We start from the raw sequence: 19,087 nt of genomic DNA, 5'->3' as shown, positions 1-19,087 counted from the left end.
CTCACCAGGCGCCGACGTTCGGCATGGAGGCCCAGGGCTCGGCCGGGGCCAGGGCGGGACCGGCCTGCAGCAGTTCGATGGAGATGCCGTCCGGCGAACGGACGAAGGCCATCCGACCGTCGCGAGGCGGCCTGCTGATCGTCACGCCCCCCGCCTGAAGCCGCGTGCAGGCGGCGTAGATGTCCTCCACGGCGTAGGCCAGGTGCCCGAAGTTGCGGCCGCCCTGATAGTCCTCAGGGTCCCAGTTGTAGGTCAGCTCCACGGTCGGCGCCCGGCGCTCGCGGGCGAGGTCGCTGTCGCCGGGGGCGCAAAGGAAGACCAGGGTGAATCGACCCTGCGGGCTCTCGCTCCGGGACACCTCCTCGAGACCGAGGAGATCGCAGTAGAAACGCAACGACGCGTCAAGGTCCCGGACCCTGACCATGGTGTGAAGGTAACGCAAGGCGAGGCTTCCCAGTGTTCGCGGGCGCCTCAGATATAGTGACGCCCGCCACACATCAGGAAGGGATTTTTGCGCCGCAGCAATCCTATCCGCGAATTCATTTGTCTGGCCCGGGGTCTGCCATCATTAGCAGGCAGCGCCAGAAGGCGTCGTGCAGCGGACTCGCCGACCCGAAGACGGGCGGTGTCCGCCCTGATTCATGTTTCGGGGATGAGAATGCGTCTGACGTCCGCCCACAAGTTCGCAATCGGCATCGTCGTTGTGGTGGTCCTAGCATTCACCGCCGGGACCTTGTTCCACAATGCGCGCATGGGACGGGAGGCGGCCTCCGAAAAAAAGGCCGTGAGCGAAGGCGCCAACACCCCGCCCCAGGTCCAGGTGACGCTGACGCCCGAGGGCGTTCATCCCTACAGCGTGCGGGTCCGAGGCCGGACGGAAGCCGCCCGGACGGTGAGCGTCCGGTCCGAGACGGCGGGAATCGTCGCCGCCACGCCCGCGGTGGAAGGCACGTACGTGACCCGCGGCACGGTCCTCTGCCGGCTCAACGTGGACGCCCGGGAGGCCAGCCTCGCGCAGGCGCGCGCCGCCCTTCGCTCCCGCGAACTGACCCGGCAGGCGACGGAGGAGCTGGCCGCCAAGGGCTATCGATCCCAGACCCAGGTGCTGCAGGACCTTGCCAACCTGGACAGTGCGCGGGCGGCCCTCCGCCAGGCCGAAATCGCTCTGGAGCAGACCAACATCCGTGCGCCCTTCAACGGCGTCTTCGACCGCCGCGAGGCTGAGGTGGGCGCGTACCTGGCGCCCGGCCAGCCCTGCGGGACGATGATCGAGCTGAACCCACTGCTGATCGTTGCAGACCTGCCCGAGACGGAAGCCGGGAAGTTCAAGGTCGGCGCCCAGGCGGTGGCCACCCTCGTCAGTGGCGACGCCCTGAACGGGGTGGTTCGCTATATCGCCCAGGATGCGGATCCGCAGACGCGGACCTACCGGGTCGAGATCTCGGCGCCGAACCCGCGGCTCACCGCCCGCTCGGGTCTCAGCGCCGATGTCCGGGTCAGCGCAGGACAGGGCCCCGCCCACCTGATCCAGGTCTCCAGCCTGGTGCTGGATTCCGCCGGCCGCCAGGGCGTGCGTTACGTGGATGAGGGCAATGTGGTCCGGTTCGCGCCCCTGACCCTGATCGAGGAGACCGCGGCGGGCGCCTGGGTGGCGGGCCTGAAGGGCTCTGTCCGGGTCATCACCGTGGGTCAGTCCTACGTCGCAGAGGGTCAGAGGGTCGTCGCGACCCCGGCCCGCGGAGGAGGCGCGTCATGATTGGAGCCCTGATCGAAGGCGCCATCAAGCGCAGGAAGGTCGTCCTCGGGGTCACGCTGATCGCGTCGATCTTTGGCCTCATCGCCTACAACACCATGCCGCGGGAGGCGAACCCGAACATCGACCTGCCCTTCGTGGCGGTCATTGTCCCCTACCCCGGCGTCAGTCCGGAAGACGCCGAGAGGCTTCTGGTCAAGCCTCTGGAGACAAACCTTCAGTCGATCGAGGGCGTGAAGCAGATGAACGCCGTGGCCCGCCAGGGCTCGGCCTTCGTGACACTCGAGTTCGAGCCGGACTTCGACAAGGACCGCGCCCTCGAGGATGTCCGCGCCAAGGTGGACCTGGCGCGCGGGAGATTCCCGCCGGACGCCGAAGAGGCGATCGTGCAGGAAGCCAACTTCACCGACCAACCGGTGATCGGCATCGTCCTGTCCGGAGCGGCGCCCGAGCGCGAGTTCGTGCGGATCACGAATGCTCTCAGGGATCGGCTGGAAAGCCTGCCCGGCGTTCTTCAGGCGGAAATCTCGGGCGCCCGCGAGGAGTTCCTGGAGGTCACCGTCGATCCTGTCCGCATGGAGACCTACAAGGTCACCTCCGGCGAACTGGCCCAGGTGATCGCCCGGAATAACCAGCTCGTCCCGGCCGGCGACATGCTCACCGGCTCAGGTCGGTTCGCCGTCAAGGTGCCCGGGGTCATCGAGAAACCGGAAGACATCCTGTCCCTGCCCATCAAGCGAAACGGGGACCGGCTGGTGACCGTGGGCGACATCGGAGACGTCCGGCGCACCTTCAAGGACCCGACCTTCATCGCCCGCTACAATGGCGAGGCCGCCTACTCGGTCCTGGTCTCCAAGCGGGCCGGCGCCAACGTCCTCGACACCGTCAAGGCGGTCCGGAAGATCGTTGAGGCCGAGAGCAAGGCTTGGCCGTCAACCGTGAAGGTCGACTACACCTTCGACGAGTCCGAGTTCATTGAGCGGACCCTCCTGATCCTGGAAGGAGGGCTCCTGTCGGCGACCCTGCTGGTGATGGTGATCATCGTCGCCAGCCTGGGCGTTCGCCAAGGGCTGATGGTGGGAATGGCGATCCCGGCCTGCTTCGCTCTCGCCTTCATGATGCTGAACGCCATCGACGTCACACTGAACCAGATGGTCATGTTCGGCCTGGTGCTTGCGGTGGGCATCCTGGTGGATGGCGGCATCGTGGTGGTCGAATACGCCGAACGGAAGATGGCCGAGGGCATGAGCAAGCTCGAGGCCTTCACCGTCGCCGGCACGCGGATGTTCTGGCCGGTCCTCAACGGGACGTTGACGACCCTCTGCGCCTTCGTCCCGTTCATGTTCTGGAACTCGATCGCCGGGAAGTTCATGAGCTTCCTGCCCCTGACCCTGTTCTTCGTGCTGGGAGCCTCGATCTTCATCGCGCTGATCTTCACCCCGGCCCTGGGGTCGATCTTCGCGAAGGAACGCAAGGCGGATGCGGAGGAACTGGCGGAACTCGAGAAGTCCGAACGCGGTGATCCCAAGGAGATGAAGGGCTTCATGGGCTGGTATGCCCGGACGGTGGACTACCTATCCCACCATCCCTTCCGGGTGCTGGCGAGCACGTTCGCTATCGTCATCGCGATCTTCGTCTGGTTCGCCAGTACGCCCCACAGGGTCGAGTTCTTCCTCGATGAGGATCCCGAGAGCGTCCAGGTCTATGTCAAGGCCCGGGGCAACCTGAACGCTCAGGCCCAGGACGACCTCGTCCGGCAGGTCGAGGCGCGGGTTCTGGGCATGGAGGGGGTGCGGGCGCTCTATGTCCGGTCGGGCGCCCGGTCGGGAACTTCCTTTGGCGGTGGCGGTTTCGGGCCTCCGAACGACACCATCGGGACGATGGAGGTGGAGTTCCTCAAGTATGAGGACCGGGTTCGGCTTGGGCTGAAGGGCTCGGAACTCGCGGCCGAGGTGCGCCGCCGCGTCGCTGACATCCCCGGCCTCGAAACCGAGGTCCGCGCCCCTGAAGCCGGCCCGCCGACCGGCAAGGCGATCCAGGTCGAGCTCCGCAGCAACAATCCCGCCGCCATCAACGCCGCAGCGGATCTGGTCAAGGCCAAGCTCAGCGGGGACCCCCAGATCATCGAGCTTGAGGACAACCGCACCTCGCCAGGGATAGAGTGGAACCTGGCCGTGGATCGCGAGGCTGCGGGCCGGTACGGCGTCGACGTCCTGACCGTCGGACAGGCTATCCAGTACACAACAACCGGGGTTCTGGTAGGTCGCTTCCGTCCGGATGACGCTGAGGACGAATTGGACATCCGGGTCCGGTTCACACCCGACGGGCGTAATCTGGACGCTCTCGACTCCCTCAAGATCGGCACACCCTTTGGGCCGGTGCCAGCGAGCTATTTCGTGAACCGCCAGCCTGCGCAACAGGTGACCCAGATCCAGCGCCGGGATGGGCAGAGGCTTGTGGTCATCCAGGCCAATGTTCCCGAGGGGGTGGCGTCCAACCAAAAGATCGCCGAACTGCGCCCCTGGCTGGAGAAGGCGCCTCTCGACGCCTCCGTGAAATGGAAGTTTACAGGGGCGGACGAAGAGGGCCGGGCTGCGGTCCTGTTCTTCATCACAGCGATCTTCGCCGCCCTCTTCATGATGATGATCATCCTGTTGTGGCAGTTCAACAGCTTCTGGGGCGTGGCCGTGACGCTGTTCGCCGTGCTGTTGTCCACCGTCGGCGTGCTTCTTGGGGTGGTGGTCAATGTCGCCAACACCTTCAACTATATCTCGGTGATCATGCTGGGGACCGGCGTAGTGGCGCTGGCCGGGGTGGTCGTCGGCCACAACATTGTCCTCGTGGACAGTTTCTATCAGCTGCGTCGGGCGGGCTACAATGCGCACGAGGCGGCGGTCCGGTCGGCGGCTCAACGCTTCCGGCCCGTGATGCTGACCACCCTGGTGACGGTGGTCGGGCTCCTGCCGCTGATGTTCCAGTTCCATCCTAACTTCCACAACCTGGTTCTGGAGTACCAGGCGCCGGGGTCTGGCCAGTGGGTGCAGCTGTCCGCAGCGGTGGTCTGGGGGCTTTCCTTCGCGACCCTCCTGACCCTGATCCTGACCCCGGTCATGCTGGCCATGCCGAAGGTTCTGTCAGAGAGGTTCGCAACCGTCTTCGACATGATTCGCCGACGGGTCGGGCTAGTCGCGCGGAAGCGGGCCTACGAAGGCGTGCGAATCCCCCAGGGGGGGCCTGAAGCGCCGTCTCCAGCGCCTGCGGAGTAAGCGTCAGGCTTCGCGGGTCTGACGGCGCCAGAGGGCGGCGTACTCGCCGTCTCTCGCCATGAGTTCGGCGTGCCCTCCGCGCTCGACGATCCGGCCCTCCCGCAGGACCAGGATCTGGTCGGCGTCGACGATGGTCGATAGCCGGTGCGCCACGACCAGGGTCGTCCGGTTCCGCCGGACCTTTCGCAGGGTTTCCTGGATCGCGGCCTCGGTCGGTCCGTCCAGGGCCGAGGTCGCCTCGTCCAGGATCAGGAGGCGGGGTTGAGCCAGGAGGGCCCGGGCGATGCCCACCCGCTGGCGCTCGCCGCCGGAGAGTTTGAGGCCGCGCTCGCCGACCCTGACGGACAGCCCACCGGGGACGGCGCGGATGAAGGTCCCCAACTCCGCCGCCTCAGCCGCCGCCAGGACCTCGTCGCCGGTGGCGTCTGCGCGGGCGAAGGCGATGTTGGCCCCGAGGGTGTCATTGAACAGGGCGACATCCTGGGGAACCAGGGCCACGGCCCGGCGCAGGTCGCTCCGGGACAGGTCCCGAAGATCCACTCCATCCAGGGTCACCGACCCGGCCTGGGGATCCACCAGCCGCAGGGCCAGGCGCACCATCGTGGTCTTTCCCGCCCCTGACGGACCCACAATGGCCGTCGTCGTTCCCGGCGCCGCCTCGAAGGAGATGTCGTCCAGCCCCTGGGCCCGGGCTCCATGCCGGAAAGCGACCTGCGAGAAGGCGAGGCGGGAGCCGACGCCTGACGCCGGCGGCAAGGGCCGGGGCGAAGCCGGCTCGGCGACATCGGGGACCGTCCGACCGATCTCCACCATCTGCTCCATGTCGATGAAGGCCTGGCGGATCTCGCGATAGTTGAAGCCCAGCATGTTGAGAGGCTGGTAGAGCCCGATGACCAGGAGGACGGCCATGGTCACGTCGCCCAGTCGCATCCGCCCCTCAAGGACTTCGAGGCCCGCCAGCAGCACCATGACGGCGAGGCCGAGGTTCAGCACCAGGGCCTGGATGGCGTTCAGGAGGGACAGGGAGGTGTTGGCCCGCACCGCCGCGCGGACATAGGCGGCGAGGGCCGCAGCGTAGGCGCCGACAGTGCGCCGCTCCTGGCCAAAGGCCTTCACCGTCTCGAAGTTCATGAGAGCGTCCACCGACAGTCCGGCGGCCTTGCCGTCGGCCAGGTTGAGCTCGCGTCGGTGCGACAGGCGCCAGTCGGTGATCCGGAAGGTCAGGACGGCGTAGAGCACGATGGTGATGAAGGTGGCCGCCGCGAAACGCCAGTCGAGCCGGAACGCCATGACGCCCATGGCGAGGACGAGTTCGAGGGCGGTAGGCCCGAGGTTGAAGACAACGCTGCGGATCAGGAAGTCGGTGGACCTGGACCCCCGGTCGATGATCCGCGCCAGGGCGCCGGTCTGCTTGCCGTGGTGGTAGTCGAGAGACAGGGTCAGGACATGGCCGAAGCTTTCTTCCGCCGCCTTGGCCATTGTGGCCTGGGAGACCGGAGTGAAGATGACCTCCCTGGCGTTGGGCGCGGTCGCGGCGATCAGGCGAAGGCCTGCAAAGCCAAGCGCCAGCAGAATGAAGACCCCGCTCAAACCTGTCAGGGAGGCCTCCATGCGGTGGTCGGAGAGGCGGTTGATGGCCTCGCCCAGCAGGACGGGCGCCGCCACCCCCGCCGCCTTTCCCAGAAAGATGAGAACGATGGAAAGACCGATGCGCCAGGTCAGCCCCGGCGCGCCGCTCCGCAGGACGAGGCGCCAGAGGTCGGCCATGGAGCCCCAGAAATCGAACCGGGCATCCTGGGCCAATGTCTCCGCCCCTGCCCGGGCGCCATGGTGGAAGGCCATCCCGTCCGTCCTCAGGGAAGGATCTGGGTGGTCTGGATTCCGCCGCCGGGGGTCAGCCAGTCGATCCGCAGGCCCCCCCCGTCCGGGACGGCGCGCACAGGTCCCGCCTCAAGAGGCGCCGGCGCCGACAGGCGCAGGGTGGTCTCGCGGTTGAGCCCCTCGCCAAATATCCTGAGACGGCTCTCTCCTGTCGCCACCGGACCGTCGAGTCGAATTTCGAATCGGCCGGCGGCGTCGGTGCGCCCGTCTCCCGAACGACGACCATTGACCTGGACCACGAGCAAGCTATCCGCCGGGCCCTGCCCGGAGATCACTGTTCCCCCGCTCCGGTCGTAATCGATGACCAGCCCGCTCCTCCGGCCGCCGGCGAGGGGCCGGGCTGCAGCCCCGGCCCGGAGAAGCCAGCCGCCTTTTTCGGGCGAGACGAAGACGTATCCTTCCGCCTGCACCGTGCGCCCGTCGAGGGTCTGCGAGAGTCCGAAGACCTGAGCGCCTCCGGTCGCCGGTGCGGAGATCCGCCAGCGTCCCGCCGCGTCCGCCACGGCGCCCAGGCCGCCGCCGCCAGGACGGCTCAGCTGCACCCGCGCTCCGGGAACGGCGAGGCCTCCAAGGGTTATGATTTCGGAGCCTGGCTCCACCAGCGTGACCCTTGGAGGCGGGAGATAGGCAGCCTCATCCTGGCGCGCATCCGCAGGGGTGGAGGGGGTCTGCGCCGGACCGCAGGACGCCGCCGCCAGCGCCGCGGACAGGACCATCACGGACCTCCAGCGACGGGCGCGCCTCAGTCTCATCCGGAGGAGACCTGGTCGCGGAAGCCATTCACGATGGGATACCTGCGGTCTCGCCCAAAGGCTTTCAGCCCGATCTTGACCCCCGGCGCGGCCTGCCGGCGCTTGTACTCCGACCCGTAGAGGAGGCGCTGGACGCGCTCCACAGTCTCCCGGGTGAACCCCCGCGCCACAATTTCATCGAGGGTCGCCTCTTCTTCCACCAATCCCTGCAGAATGGCGTCGAGCTCGGCGTACTCCGGCAGGCTGTCCTGGTCCGTCTGGTCGGGTCGCAGCTCAGCCGACGGCGCCTTGGTCAGGATGCGATCGGGGATGGGGTCCTTGGCGACGCCGAAAGGATCGTGGGCGTTGCGCCATCGGCAGACCTCGTAGACCTCGGTTTTGTAGAGATCCTTCAGGACGTTATAGCCGCCGCACATGTCGCCATAGAGCGTCGCGTAGCCGACGGCCATCTCGCTCTTGTTGCCTGTGGTGAGCAGCATCGAGCCCAGCTTATTCGACAACGCCATGAGCGACAGGCCGCGGATCCGGGCCTGGATGTTCTCCTCGGTCAGGTCCGGCGGCCGGTTCTCGAAGAGCGGGGTCAACATGCCCGCGAACGCGTCGACGGCGGGGCTGATCGGCACCTCATCCAGCCGGACGCCGAGCCTGCGGGCGCAGTCCGCGGCGTCGTCGAGGCTTTCCCGGCTCGTGTAACGGGAGGGCAGCATGAAACAGCGGATGCGATCTGCGCCCAGAGCGTCCGCCGCCACAACCGCAGTTAGGGCCGAGTCTACGCCGCCGGACAGGCCCAGCAGCACTCCTGGGAAGCCGGACTTGTTCACGTAGTCCCGAAGGGCCGTAACCATGGCGTGGTAGATTTCGCCAGAGGCGTCCATTCCAGGGGCGATGGAACCCCCTTCGGCCCGCCAGCCATCCGGCCCCTCGGTCCAGCGAACGACGCCAAGGGCCTCCTCGAAGAGAGGCAGGCGCATGACGGTCCGCCCTTGACCATCGAGGGCGAAGGAGGCGCCATCAAAGACCAGTTCATCCTGACCGCCGACCTCGTTCACATAGACCAGGGGCAGACCCGACTCGGCCACGCGCGCCCGAGCGACCTCCGCCCGCTCTCTTTCCGCTGTCCGGCGATAAGGAGACCCGTTCGGGACCACCAGAATCTCAGCCCCCTGGTCGACCAGCGCCGCACAGACTGAGGGCGACCAGATGTCCTCACAGATCGGAACTCCCAGGCGCACGCCCTTCCAGGTGAAGACTGCGGGGCCCTGTCCCGGGTCGAAGACCCGCTTCTCGTCAAATACGCCGTAGTTCGGCAGGTCTGTCTTGAAGGCGACGCCCTGCACCACACCGCCGGCCAGGAAGGCCAGGCCGTTGCGGGGGCGGCGTCCCGGCGCCTCGGGTGGCCAGATGACGCCGACCAGGGCGGCGAAATCCGCATCCGTTTCGGCGGCCAGCCGTTCGACGGCCGCCTGCCCGGCCCGCCAGAAGGCCGGTTTCAAGGCGAGGTCCTCGGGCGGATAGCCGTTGATGAAGAGTTCCGGGAAGACCGCGAGGTCCGCCCCCGCAGCACGCGCCGCGGCGACCCTCTTCCGCGCCAGGGCCTCATTCGCCTCTATGGCGCCGACGGTCGGATTGGCCTGGACGGCGGCGATGACAATGGACCTGCTCATGACCCGTCCTTTAGCCCCGACCGGGCCGGCCCGCCAGTCGCCCGCCTGCGGGATTCAGCGGTCCGGGCCCTGCGCGGCGAAGGACGGCAGGGCGCGAACCATGTCGTTCATGTTGGCCTCGGATATCCGGATCAGGCCGTCCCCGGGACGATCCAGGTCGAGGATCAGCATGAAGGCCAGGGTGACCAGCAGGAACATCGCCCAGGCGATCCGCCGTCGGTGGGCGTGGGCCCCGGCGGCGACATAACCGAAGACGGCGGCGACCCCCACCGAATAGGCCATCAGGGCGATCAGCACAGCCGGCGGAATACGGGCCGCCAGGGCCGCCTTTCGCTGTCCCTCGACCTCGATCATTCGGGTCACGCTCTGAACAAGGAAGTTGGCGAGGGCGGGAGCCTCCGACGTCCGGGCGGCGGCGGCGGTCCTCTGCCACATGGGCGCCTGCAGCGCCTCGGAGTGTTCCTGCGCGGCCAGCTGGGAAGGGCCGGCGAGCTCCCCCGTCGCCTGACGGACCTGGGCGTAAGAGATGATCACGTTGCTCAGGTCCCCGCGGTACGGCTCCGCAAGCAGCTGGGCCCTCATGTAGGCGACGCCGATGGCGTTGGCCTCCTCCACCACAAGGGTGCGTCGCAACTCGTGGCGCGCCAGGGCGAGCGAAAATGTGAAACCGATCAGGAGCGAGAGCAGTCCCATCATGCTTGTGGCGATGAGCCCCTCCCCGGCTTGGGACAAACCTGACCCGACGGCGCTCGAGCGGCGGCGACGAATTCGCTCGGCGAGGGATCGCACCGTCACCATCAGGATGAAGAGCGACAGGCCGACGATCCACAACTGCTGATCGGCCAGGAACCGGGACAGGGCGTTCATGGGGTCCAGGGCCTCCCTCGCCCTGCATCGGGCGGCGATGCGGAGAGTTTCAGCCCCCCGCTATGTGGGTCAAGTGCGCCGCATCAGCTTCGCAAGGGCTGGATTCCAAACCAGGGCGCCAGGCGATCAATGGCCTCACGGACCAGGTCCGTGGAGACGGCGAAGCTGATACGTATGAATCGGTGACCATCGACCGGGTCGAAGTCCACGCCGGGGGCCAGGGCCACGCCGGTCTCGCGAAGAATCCGCTCACAGAAGGCCAGGCTGTCATCGGTCAGGTGACCGACGTTGGCGTAGATGTAGAAGGCCCCATCCGGGGGCGCCATGGAGGCCAGGCCGAGGCGCGGCAGGGCGTCCAGCAGGAGGGTCCGGTTTTGTCGGTAGACCGCAATGTTCGCCTCAAGCTCCTCATGGCAGTCGAGAGCGGCCAGGGCGGCGTGCTGGCTGAGGGAGGGAGGCGTCAGAAACAGGTTGCTGATCAGGGCGCGGGCCCGGTCGGCGTGAGCCGCTGGCGCAGCCAGCCACCCGAGACGCCAGGCGACCATACTGAAATACTTGGAGAAACTGTTCACAACGAAGGCCTGGTCTGTGAATTCCAGAACTGACCGCGCCGGCTCCACATAGGACAGACCGTGGTAGATTTCATCGGAGACCAGGCCTAGTCGGCGCGCTTCACAGGCGCGGACGATGGCCTCGATTTCACGGGGCGGAAGGATGGAGCCGGTAGGGTTAGCCGGGCTGGCGATGATAACCCCGGCAAGGGGCCCGTCGACCTGGTCCAGGGCGGATGCTGTGAGCTGGTAGCCGACCTCGGGACCGCAGGGGATCTCCACCGGCTCCAGGTGCAGGGCGCGCAGGGTGTTGCGGTAGGCGACATAGCCGGGCCGGGCCAGGGCGATGCGATCCCCTGCGGCGAAGCGGGCGGACAGCGCCAGGACGAGGGCCGGCGAGGCGCCGCAGGTCAGCAGGATGCGGCTGGCGGGAAGATCGACGCCATACGTCTCCTGGTAATGGCGGCTCAGCCGGACCTTGAGGTCATGGCTCTCCCAGTAGCTGCCAGGATCGGAGTCGAGGGCATGGTGGGCCGCCGCAATGGCCCCCGCCGGCGCACCCGTGGACGGCTGCCCGAACTCCATGTGGATGATGCGCGCGCCCTCGTCCTCCAGCCTGCGGGCCAGGACGCTGAGACCGATGGCGTAGAAGGGGGCGATCGGGGGAAGCGCTGCGGCTTCAGTCGTCACGGTGGACCCGCTCGCGACGCTCGTGACGCTCCTGGGCCTCAAGGCTGAGCGTGGCGATCGGACGGGCGTCCAGGCGGGCGAGACCAATTGGCTCTCCCGTCTCCTCGCAGTATCCATAGGAACCGTCGTCAATGCGACGGAGCGCTTCCTCAATCTTCGAGATCAATTTTCGCTGGCGGTCCCGGGTCCGGAGCTCCAGCGCCCGGTCCGCCTCTGATGTCGCCCGGTCGGCAAGATCCGGATGATTCTCGGTTTCCGCCTGGAGGTGAGCGACCGTCTCCCGGGATTCCCGAAGAATCTCTTCCTTCCAGGCCTGGAGTTTCCGTCGGAAGTAGTCGAGCTGGCGCCCGTTCATGAAATCCTCGTCCTCGGAAGGACGATACCCCGGATCACCGGCCAAGACGTCGGCCTTGGACATTGACACCTCACCCCCCGGAGCGCGAAGCCCTGAACGTGGCGGGCTTATAGCAAACCCGATTAGGCGTGCAACGCTCAACACACCGCCGGTCAGGAGGGGCGGCCGAGAAACTCAAGCTTGGCGAGCTCCACCGCCGCCCGGGTCTCGATTTCGTCGAGGACGGTTTCAAGCGTCGGATCGCCGGTCGCCTCCCGCTTTTCCCCCAAGGCCCGGGTAAGGGCGTGAAGCTGGTCGGGGGTAAGGACCCCGTCAATCAGCGCGATCTTCAAATCATCGAGGACGTCCAGAAGTCGTCCCGCCCTGCGGACGGAGCGCCGCCGGTTTTCAAGAGGACCGCCCACATCCTGAAGTGCGAGGATGGCGTCGACACCCATGACCCCGCTGAGCCCCGTCGTCGGGGCGGCCGGAGCGGCGGGCGCGGCGTTATCGCCCCCGCCCACCGGCGGCAGACTGAAACCACTGCCCGCTCCCCCTGCCCGCCGAGCGGGCGAGGGACCGCCGGACACGCCGTTTGGACCCGTCACCTTCATGCCCTGACACTACACCCTCCAGGCTTGAGGTATGGTTAATACCGGGCAATTTCTGCACTAGGCGCCGACCGCGCGCAGCGAAGCGACCCGTTTCCATTGACTCATATAGGTTTTTCACTGGCTTGGGCTGGCATATCCTTCGCTAGGGGAGATCGACAGTCCATTACCGGGAAGGCGACCTCATGTTCCGACGCAGCCGCGCAGCCTGTCTGGCCCTCGCCGGCGCCCTCCTCCTGGCCTCAGCCGGAGGGGAAGCTAGCGCCCGCTCCCGGATCAAGGACATCGTCGAGTTCGAGGGCGTCCGCGACAACATGCTGGTGGGCTACGGCCTGGTGGTCGGACTGAACGGCACAGGCGACTCTCTGCGGAACGCCCCCTTCACCCGCCAGAGCCTCGAAGCCATGCTTGAGCGGCTTGGCGTCAACATCCGCGAGACCAATCTCAACACCAAGAATGTGGCTGCGGTCATGGTGACCGCCCGCCTGCCGCCCTTCACCACCGCAGGCGCGCCCATCGACGCTACGGTCTCCGCCATGGGCGACGCCAAGAGCCTCCTGGGCGGTACGCTCCTGGTCACGCCCCTGATGGGCGCCAATGGAGAAGCCTATGCCGTCGCCCAGGGCACGGTGCAGACAGGTTCAGTTTCTGCAGGGGGCGCCTCGGGAAGCTCGATCACCAAGGGCGTACCGACCGCAGGCCGGATCGCGGGCGGGGCCATCGTCGAGCGGGAGCTGGGCTTCCAGCTGGCCTCCATGCCGCAGATGCGCATGACACTGCGCAATCCCGACTTCACCACCGCTCGGCGCGTGGCCGAGGCGGTCAACAGCGTCTATCCCGGTGCGGCCTTCGTAGAGAACCCGACCATCATCACGATGCGCCCGCCGGTGGGCGTGAACATGGTCGCCATGATCTCGCGGATCGAAAACCTGCCTGTCGATACGGATGAACCCGCCAAGGTGGTGATCGACGAAGTCGCCGGCGTGATCGTCATGGGCGACAACGTCCGCATCTCAACGGTGGCTATCGCCCAGGGTAATCTGACCATTCGGGTCCAGGAGACGCCAGCGGTCAGCCAGCCCAACGCCTTCGCTCAGGGGCAGACGACCGTCACCCCCCAATCTACGGTGAGCGTCGATGAGGAGAAGGGTAAGCAGTTCATCACCCTGAGGAACGGCGCCTCTCTTTCCAGCCTCGTCTCCGGGCTTAACACGCTGGGCGTTACGCCAAGAGACATGATTTCGATCCTGCAGGCGATCAAGGCTGCAGGCGCCCTCCAAGCCGATATCGAGGTGATGTGATGACAACCGCTCTGACACCGGGACTGATCCCCCCTCCCCTCGCCACAGCCACCGAAGCGGTTCAGCGCCGGCGGATTGCAGAAACCGCCCAGGCCTTCGAGGCCTCCTTCCTGTCGGTGATGATCAACCAGATGTTCTCCGGCCTGGACACGGAGGGTCCGTTCTCCGGAGGCGCCGGCGAGGCCGCCTTCCAGTCCTTCCTCGGTGACGCCATAGCGCGCCAGATCACCCGCTCCGGGGGCGTTGGTCTGGCGGCCCCTGTCCAGGCGGAAATGCTGAAACTCCAGGGTCTCACCTAGGAGAATGTCCATGGCCCTATCTGCAGACACCGCCGGGGAGCACGTCAACCAGATGATCGCCCTGACGGAACGACTGACCCAACTGATCGCTGCGGAGGCTCAGGCGTTCGAGTCCAACCGGCCGCAGGACGCCGCCGCCCTCGTCGAAGAGACGTCTCGGCTCGCCAACCTCTACCGCCTGGAGTCGATGCGCATCCGGTCCAACCCGGATCTGATCGCTCCAGCACCGCCGGAGGACCGCAAGCGACTATTGCAGGCCACGGAGGCCTTCGACGCCGTCCTCGCACGGCAGGGGCGAGCCCTTGAGGCGGCGCGGGCGGTTACGGAGGGCCTCGTTCAGGCCATCGCCAACGAAGTGGCCGCCCAGCGTTCCCGGGGGGTCGGCTATGGCCCCGGCGCCCAGGCGCACATCATGAGCCTGGCGACCTCCATCACCCTCAACCAAAGGGCCTGATCGAGACGGAAGCCCCGTCGGAGGGACTTGCACTGTCGCGGCGGCTGCGGTCAGGGTGGGCTTCCATCGGGAGTTTCCGTCTTGCGCACGCCGCCTCGCCTCCACCCAACCGCCTTCATCCCGGCGGTCTTGTGCCTCGCCCTGCCGGTCCTCGCCCAGGCCTCTTCCGTCGATCCGCGGCGGGCCCACGATGCGGCGGTGGTGCTGGACACCCACTTCGACACCCCGGCCAACTTCAGCCGCCCCGGCTGGAGCATCCTGAACCGCCATGACCCCGAACTAGACGACAGCCAGGTGGACCTTCCGAGGATGATCGAGGGCGGTGTCGACGGGGGCTTCTTCGTGATCTTCACGCCTCAGGGGCCACGGGGCCCTGCGGGCAACGCAGCGGCGCGGGACCATGCAGTCTTCAGGGCCGCGGAGATCCGCGAGATGGTCGCGCGGCATAGCGAGCACTTCGCCCTCGCCCTGACAGCCGACGACGCCGCAGGGATCCTGGCTGAGAAGAAGCGCTTCGTCTTCATGAGCATGGAGAACGGGTCCCCGGTGGCCGGCGACCTTTCGCTGATGAAGACCTTCTATGACCTGGGCGTTCGGATGATCGGCCCGGTCCACTTTCGCAACAGCGACCTTGCGGATTCATCGACCGAGGCCCCGGTCTGGGGCGGCCTGTCCCCAGCGGGGCGCAGCTTCGTGGCCGAGGCGAACCGGCTGGGCATGGTGATTGACGGCAGCCACGCCAGCGACCAGGCCCTCGACCAGATGATCGCCCTCTCCGAAGCGCCGATCATCCTCTCGCACTCAGGCTGCAAGGACATTTTCGACCATCCCCGCAATGTGGACGACGCCCGCCTGAAGGCCCTGGCCGCAAAGGGCGGAGTGATCCAGATCAACGCCTTCTCCGCCTACATGGTCCCGACGCCGAGGATTCCGGAAAGGGAAGCAGCCCTGGCGGAACTCGCGAAGTCCCTGGGGATCTCGGGTCGGGAAATGACGCCGGCCCAAAGACGGGCCTTTGTCGAAGGTCGGAGGCCGATTGACGCCCGCTGGCCGGTTCCCCGGGCGAACATGGACGACTTCATGAAGCACATGTTACACGCCCTCGCCCTGGTCGGACCCGACCATGTCGGCGTGTCCGGAGACTTCGACGGCGGCGGCGGGATCGAGGGGCTGGAAGACGTCACTGGCTTTCCCGAGATCACCCGTCGCCTCCTCGCCGCCGGCTATGGCCAGGCCGACATCGACAAGATCTGGGGCGGCAATGCTCTCCGGGTCCTGAGGGCGGCCGAAGCCGTCCGGGACCGCCTCCAGACCGGAAAGGCGGACTGATGACCTACGAACACCTGGACGTTCGCATCGAAGACGAGGTCGCATGGGCGACCATGAACCGGCCCGACCGACTCAACGCCCTGAACCCGAGGCTGGTGGAGGAGCTGCGCGACTTTTTCGTGGGCCTCTACTGGCGGCGGGACGTACGCGTCGTGATCCTGCGGGGCGCCGGCCGGGCCTTCTGCGCCGGGCTTGACCTCAAGGAACGCAGCGGCGGGAACGCCGACCGCTCGGTGGGGGCGGGTCTGACCGGCCAACGGCGGATCAGCGAGATCGTCATCGCCATGCGTCGGTGCCCGCAGCCCATCATCGCCTGCATCGACGGCGCGGCCAGCGGCGGCGGTTTCGCTCTGGCCCTGGCCTCGGACGTCCGGATCGCCACCCCGACCCTGAAGATGAACGCCGCCTTTATCCGGATCGGCCTTTCGGCCTGCGACATCGGTGTCAGCTACTTCCTGCCGCGCATGGTCGGAAGCTCCGTGGCCGCCGAATACATGCTGACCGGTCGGTTCATGGGCGCCGATCGCGCCCTGCAGCTGGGTCTGATCAGCCGGATCGTCGATCCGGGCGCCCTGGAGGCCGAGGCCCGAGACTTTGCAGCGGACATGCTGCACGCCACGCCCCTGGGCCTTCGCCTGACCAAGGAGGCCCTGAACTACGCCATTGACGCTCAGGGCCTGGAGGCGGCCATCGCCATGGAGGACCGCAATCAGATCCTTTGCGCCCAGGACGGTGATTTCGCCGAGGGCGTCCGGGCCTTCCTGGAGAAGCGAAAGCCGGTCTACGCCGTCCGGGAGAGCTGATCCACAGGGTCGAGGTCGCCAGGGCCCCGCGCCGCTTGTTCGCCACATGTTCCGGTGTTATCCGGGGGCATCGGAAGGGGCGCCCACAGACCCGACAGACCGGGCTGTGAGCGAAGCGGCATGTCAGACGACCAGAACTTCATCCGGGTGCGCGGCGCGCGCGAGCACAACCTGAAGGATGTCGACATCGACATCCCCCGGGGCCAGCTGGTCGTACTGACCGGCCTGTCCGGCTCGGGCAAGAGCTCCCTGGCCTTCGACACCATCTACGCCGAGGGACAGAGGCGTTACGTCGAGAGTCTGTCGGCCTACGCCCGCCAGTTCCTGGAGCTGATGAGCAAGCCCGATGTCGACCTGATCGAGGGCCTGTCGCCGGCCATCTCCATCGAGCAGAAGACCACCAGCCGGAACCCGCGCTCGACCGTCGGCACAGTCACTGAGATCCACGACTACATGCGCCTCCTGTGGGCTCGGGTCGGCATCCCCTATTCCCCCGCTACGGGGCTTCCCATCGAGAGCCAGACGGTCTCGCAGATGGTCGACAAGCTGTCTGCCCTGCCGGACGGCGAACGCGTCTACCTGCTGGCCCCCGTAGTGCGTGGCCGCAAAGGCGAGTATCGCAAGGAGATCGCGGAATGGCAGAAGGCCGGCTTCCAGCGGCTGAAGATCGACGGCGCCTTCTTCCCCATCGAGGACGCTCCGGTTCTCGACAAGAAGTTCAAGCATGACATCGACGTGGTCGTGGATCGGCTGGTCACGCGCGGAGGCCTGGAAGGCCGGTACGCCGACTCTCTTGAGACCGCCCTGCGCCTGGCCGACGGCATCGCCGTGGCCGAATGGGCCGACCTTCCCGAGGACGGGGCCGAACCCCGGCGGCTGATCTTCTCCGAGAAGTTCGCCTGCCCTGTCTCCGGCTTCACCATCTCCGAGATCGAACCCCGGCTGTTCTCCTTCAACAATCCTTTCGGCGCCTGCCCCACCTGCGACGGCCTGGGCGCCCGGCTGACCTTCGATGGCGACAGGGTGGTCCCCGACCGCAGCCGCACCCTGCACGGCGGGGCCATCGCGCCCTGGTCGAAGGGTCCCTCCCCCCTCTACACCCAGACCCTGCAGGCCCTGGCCCGGCACTACGGCTTCTCGATGGACGTCGCCTGGGCGGACCTGCCGGAAACCGCCCGGAAGGTGATCCTGAACGGATCTGCGGGCGAGAAGATCCAGTTCATCTACGACGACAACGCCCGGAAGTACGAGGTCAACAAGACCTTCGAGGGCGTCCTGCCCAACCTTGAGCGCCGCTGGCGGGAGACGGACTCGGCCTGGGTGCGCGAGGAACTGGCGCGCTTCCAGTCCGAGACGCCCTGCGAAGCCTGCGACGGCTATCGTCTCAAGCCCGAGGCCCTGGCGGTCCGTATCGATGGCCGCCATATCGGCGAGGTTTCCCGGCTGTCCATCCACGAGGCCGGCGCCTGGTTCAGCGCCCTCGAAGGCCGGCTGACGCCCAAGCAGATGGAGATCGCCCGGCGCATCCTGAAGGAGATCAATGACCGGCTTCGGTTCCTGGTCAATGTCGGCCTGGACTATCTCAACCTGTCCCGCGCTTCGGGAACCCTCTCCGGCGGAGAGAGCCAGCGCATCCGCCTCGCCAGCCAGATCGGGTCGGGCCTGACCGGGGTTCTGTACGTCCTCGATGAGCCGTCCATCGGCCTGCACCAGAGGGACAATACCCGCCTTCTGGACAGCCTGCGGGGTCTGCGCGACCTCGGCAATTCCGTGCTGGTGGTCGAACATGACGAAGAGGCCATCCTGACCGCAGACCATGTCATCGACATGGGTCCCGGGGCCGGTATCCACGGGGGCCGTGTGGTCAGTGAGGGACGGCCTGCCCAGATCATGGCCGACCCGGACAGCGTGACGGGCCGGTACCTGAGCGGCGCAGCGGAGATCGCCGTACCCGAGCGGAGGCGATCGGTGAAGGGCGCCAAGGTCCTGAAGGTGATCGGCGCTACCGGGAACAACCTCCAGTCCGTGACGGCGGAGATTCCTGTCGGGACCCTGACCTGCATCACCGGCGTTTCCGGCGGCGGCAAGTCGACCTTCACCATCGAGACCCTCTACAAGGCCGCAGCCCGGCGCCTCCACAACGCCGCCGACACCCCGGCGCCCCACGACCGGATCGAGGGCCTGCAGCACTTCGACAAGGTCATCGACATCGACCAGTCCCCCATCGGCCGGACGCCGCGCTCCAATCCGGCGACCTATACCGGCGCCTTCCAGCCCATCCGGGACTGGTTCGCCGGCCTGCCTGAGGCCAAGGCCCGGGGCTACGGCCCGGGTCGGTTCAGCTTCAACGTCAAGGGCGGACGCTGCGAGGCCTGCCAGGGCGACGGCCTGATCAAGATCGAGATGCACTTCCTGCCGGACGTCTATGTGACCTGCGACGTCTGCCAGGGCCGTCGCTACAACCGCGAGACCCTCGAGATCCTGTTCAAGGGCAAGTCCATCTCCGACGTCCTCGACATGACGGTCGACGAG

Annotated in this window: 16 protein-coding genes; 8 read left to right on the top strand and 8 right to left on the bottom strand. The window is 67.0% G+C overall.

Translation table 11 applies throughout. From position 1 onward, the window contains the following. Nucleotide 1: 1 nt before the first annotated feature. Nucleotides 2-442 carry a VOC family protein gene (locus IM632_RS04615; RefSeq protein WP_296483129.1) on the bottom strand — a complete coding sequence of 147 codons (441 nt, stop codon included), beginning with the start codon at nt 440-442 and terminating at the stop codon, nt 2-4. A gap of 216 nt (nt 443-658) precedes the next feature. Here IM632_RS04615 and IM632_RS04610 point away from each other — a divergent pair, with 216 nt between their 5' ends. Both IM632_RS04610 and IM632_RS04605 read left to right on the top strand, forming a co-directional pair. After that, entirely contained in the window at nt 659-1,756 is a 1,098-nt protein-coding gene (locus IM632_RS04610) for an efflux RND transporter periplasmic adaptor subunit (protein WP_296497871.1), read from the top strand. Next, on the top strand, nt 1,753-5,019 hold the full coding sequence (locus tag IM632_RS04605) for an efflux RND transporter permease subunit (RefSeq protein ID WP_296483135.1): 3,267 nt from the start codon (nt 1,753-1,755) through the stop codon (nt 5,017-5,019). Before IM632_RS04610 ends, IM632_RS04605 begins: the two co-directional genes overlap by 4 nt. 3 nt (nt 5,020-5,022) lie before the next feature. On the opposite strand, the gene IM632_RS04600 is transcribed toward IM632_RS04605, so the two are convergent. From IM632_RS04600 to IM632_RS04570, 7 genes are all read right to left on the bottom strand, one after another. Further along, the gene (locus IM632_RS04600; RefSeq protein WP_296483136.1) at nt 5,023-6,861 is read right to left on the bottom strand and encodes an ABC transporter ATP-binding protein/permease; all 1,839 of its coding nucleotides are present in this window, start codon (nt 6,859-6,861) and stop codon (nt 5,023-5,025) included. Between the two features lie 11 nt (nt 6,862-6,872). After that, nucleotides 6,873-7,616, bottom strand: coding sequence for a hypothetical protein (locus IM632_RS04595; RefSeq protein ID WP_296483140.1), 744 nt, complete (start codon nt 7,614-7,616; stop codon nt 6,873-6,875). A gap of 32 nt (nt 7,617-7,648) precedes the next feature. Then, on the bottom strand, nt 7,649-9,316 hold the full coding sequence (locus IM632_RS04590) for an NAD+ synthase (RefSeq protein WP_296483143.1): 1,668 nt from the start codon (nt 9,314-9,316) through the stop codon (nt 7,649-7,651). A 54-nt stretch (nt 9,317-9,370) separates the two neighbouring features. Further along, the gene (locus IM632_RS04585; RefSeq protein WP_296483146.1) at nt 9,371-10,183 is read right to left on the bottom strand and encodes a hypothetical protein; all 813 of its coding nucleotides are present in this window, start codon (nt 10,181-10,183) and stop codon (nt 9,371-9,373) included. 83 nt (nt 10,184-10,266) lie between these two features. Then, nucleotides 10,267-11,424, bottom strand: a complete 1,158-nt coding sequence (locus IM632_RS04580) for an aminotransferase class I/II-fold pyridoxal phosphate-dependent enzyme (RefSeq protein WP_296483149.1) — start codon at nt 11,422-11,424, stop codon at nt 10,267-10,269. Further along, a complete protein-coding gene (dksA, locus tag IM632_RS04575) occupies nt 11,414-11,842 on the bottom strand; it encodes an RNA polymerase-binding protein DksA (protein ID WP_296483153.1) in 429 nt (142 codons plus the stop codon). The genes IM632_RS04580 and dksA overlap by 11 nt, the downstream gene beginning before the upstream one ends. An 89-nt stretch (nt 11,843-11,931) precedes the next feature. Further along, nucleotides 11,932-12,372, bottom strand: coding sequence for a flagellar assembly protein FliX (locus tag IM632_RS04570; protein ID WP_293518189.1), 441 nt, complete (start codon nt 12,370-12,372; stop codon nt 11,932-11,934). 182 nt (nt 12,373-12,554) lie between these two features. Between IM632_RS04570 and IM632_RS04565 the strand changes: the two genes are divergently transcribed. From IM632_RS04565 to uvrA, 6 genes are all read left to right on the top strand, one after another. Beyond that, nucleotides 12,555-13,670 (top strand): flagellar basal body P-ring protein FlgI, encoded by a 1,116-nt coding sequence (locus IM632_RS04565; protein WP_363278441.1) that lies wholly within the window; start codon nt 12,555-12,557, stop codon nt 13,668-13,670. Further along, nucleotides 13,670-13,969: a rod-binding protein gene (locus IM632_RS04560; RefSeq protein WP_296483157.1), complete on the top strand. Its 300-nt coding sequence runs from the start codon at nt 13,670-13,672 to the stop codon at nt 13,967-13,969. The genes IM632_RS04565 and IM632_RS04560 overlap by 1 nt, the downstream gene beginning before the upstream one ends. A gap of 10 nt (nt 13,970-13,979) precedes the next feature. Next, nucleotides 13,980-14,423, top strand: a complete 444-nt coding sequence (locus IM632_RS04555; protein WP_296483160.1) for a flagellar basal body protein — start codon at nt 13,980-13,982, stop codon at nt 14,421-14,423. Between the two features lie 81 nt (nt 14,424-14,504). Continuing rightward, nucleotides 14,505-15,752: a dipeptidase gene (locus IM632_RS04550; protein ID WP_296483163.1), complete on the top strand. Its 1,248-nt coding sequence runs from the start codon at nt 14,505-14,507 to the stop codon at nt 15,750-15,752. After that, nucleotides 15,752-16,555, top strand: coding sequence for an enoyl-CoA hydratase-related protein (locus IM632_RS04545; protein WP_296483165.1), 804 nt, complete (start codon nt 15,752-15,754; stop codon nt 16,553-16,555). The genes IM632_RS04550 and IM632_RS04545 overlap by 1 nt, the downstream gene beginning before the upstream one ends. Before the next feature lie 120 nt (nt 16,556-16,675). After that, the coding region (gene uvrA, locus IM632_RS04540) for an excinuclease ABC subunit UvrA (RefSeq protein ID WP_296552050.1) at nt 16,676-19,087 on the top strand (2,412 nt) is incomplete at its 3' end.

It is taken from the genome of Phenylobacterium sp. (assembly GCF_020402505.1).
Lineage (GTDB): Bacteria > Pseudomonadota > Alphaproteobacteria > Caulobacterales > Caulobacteraceae > Phenylobacterium.
This window is presented reverse-complemented; position numbering and strand designations above follow the sequence as displayed.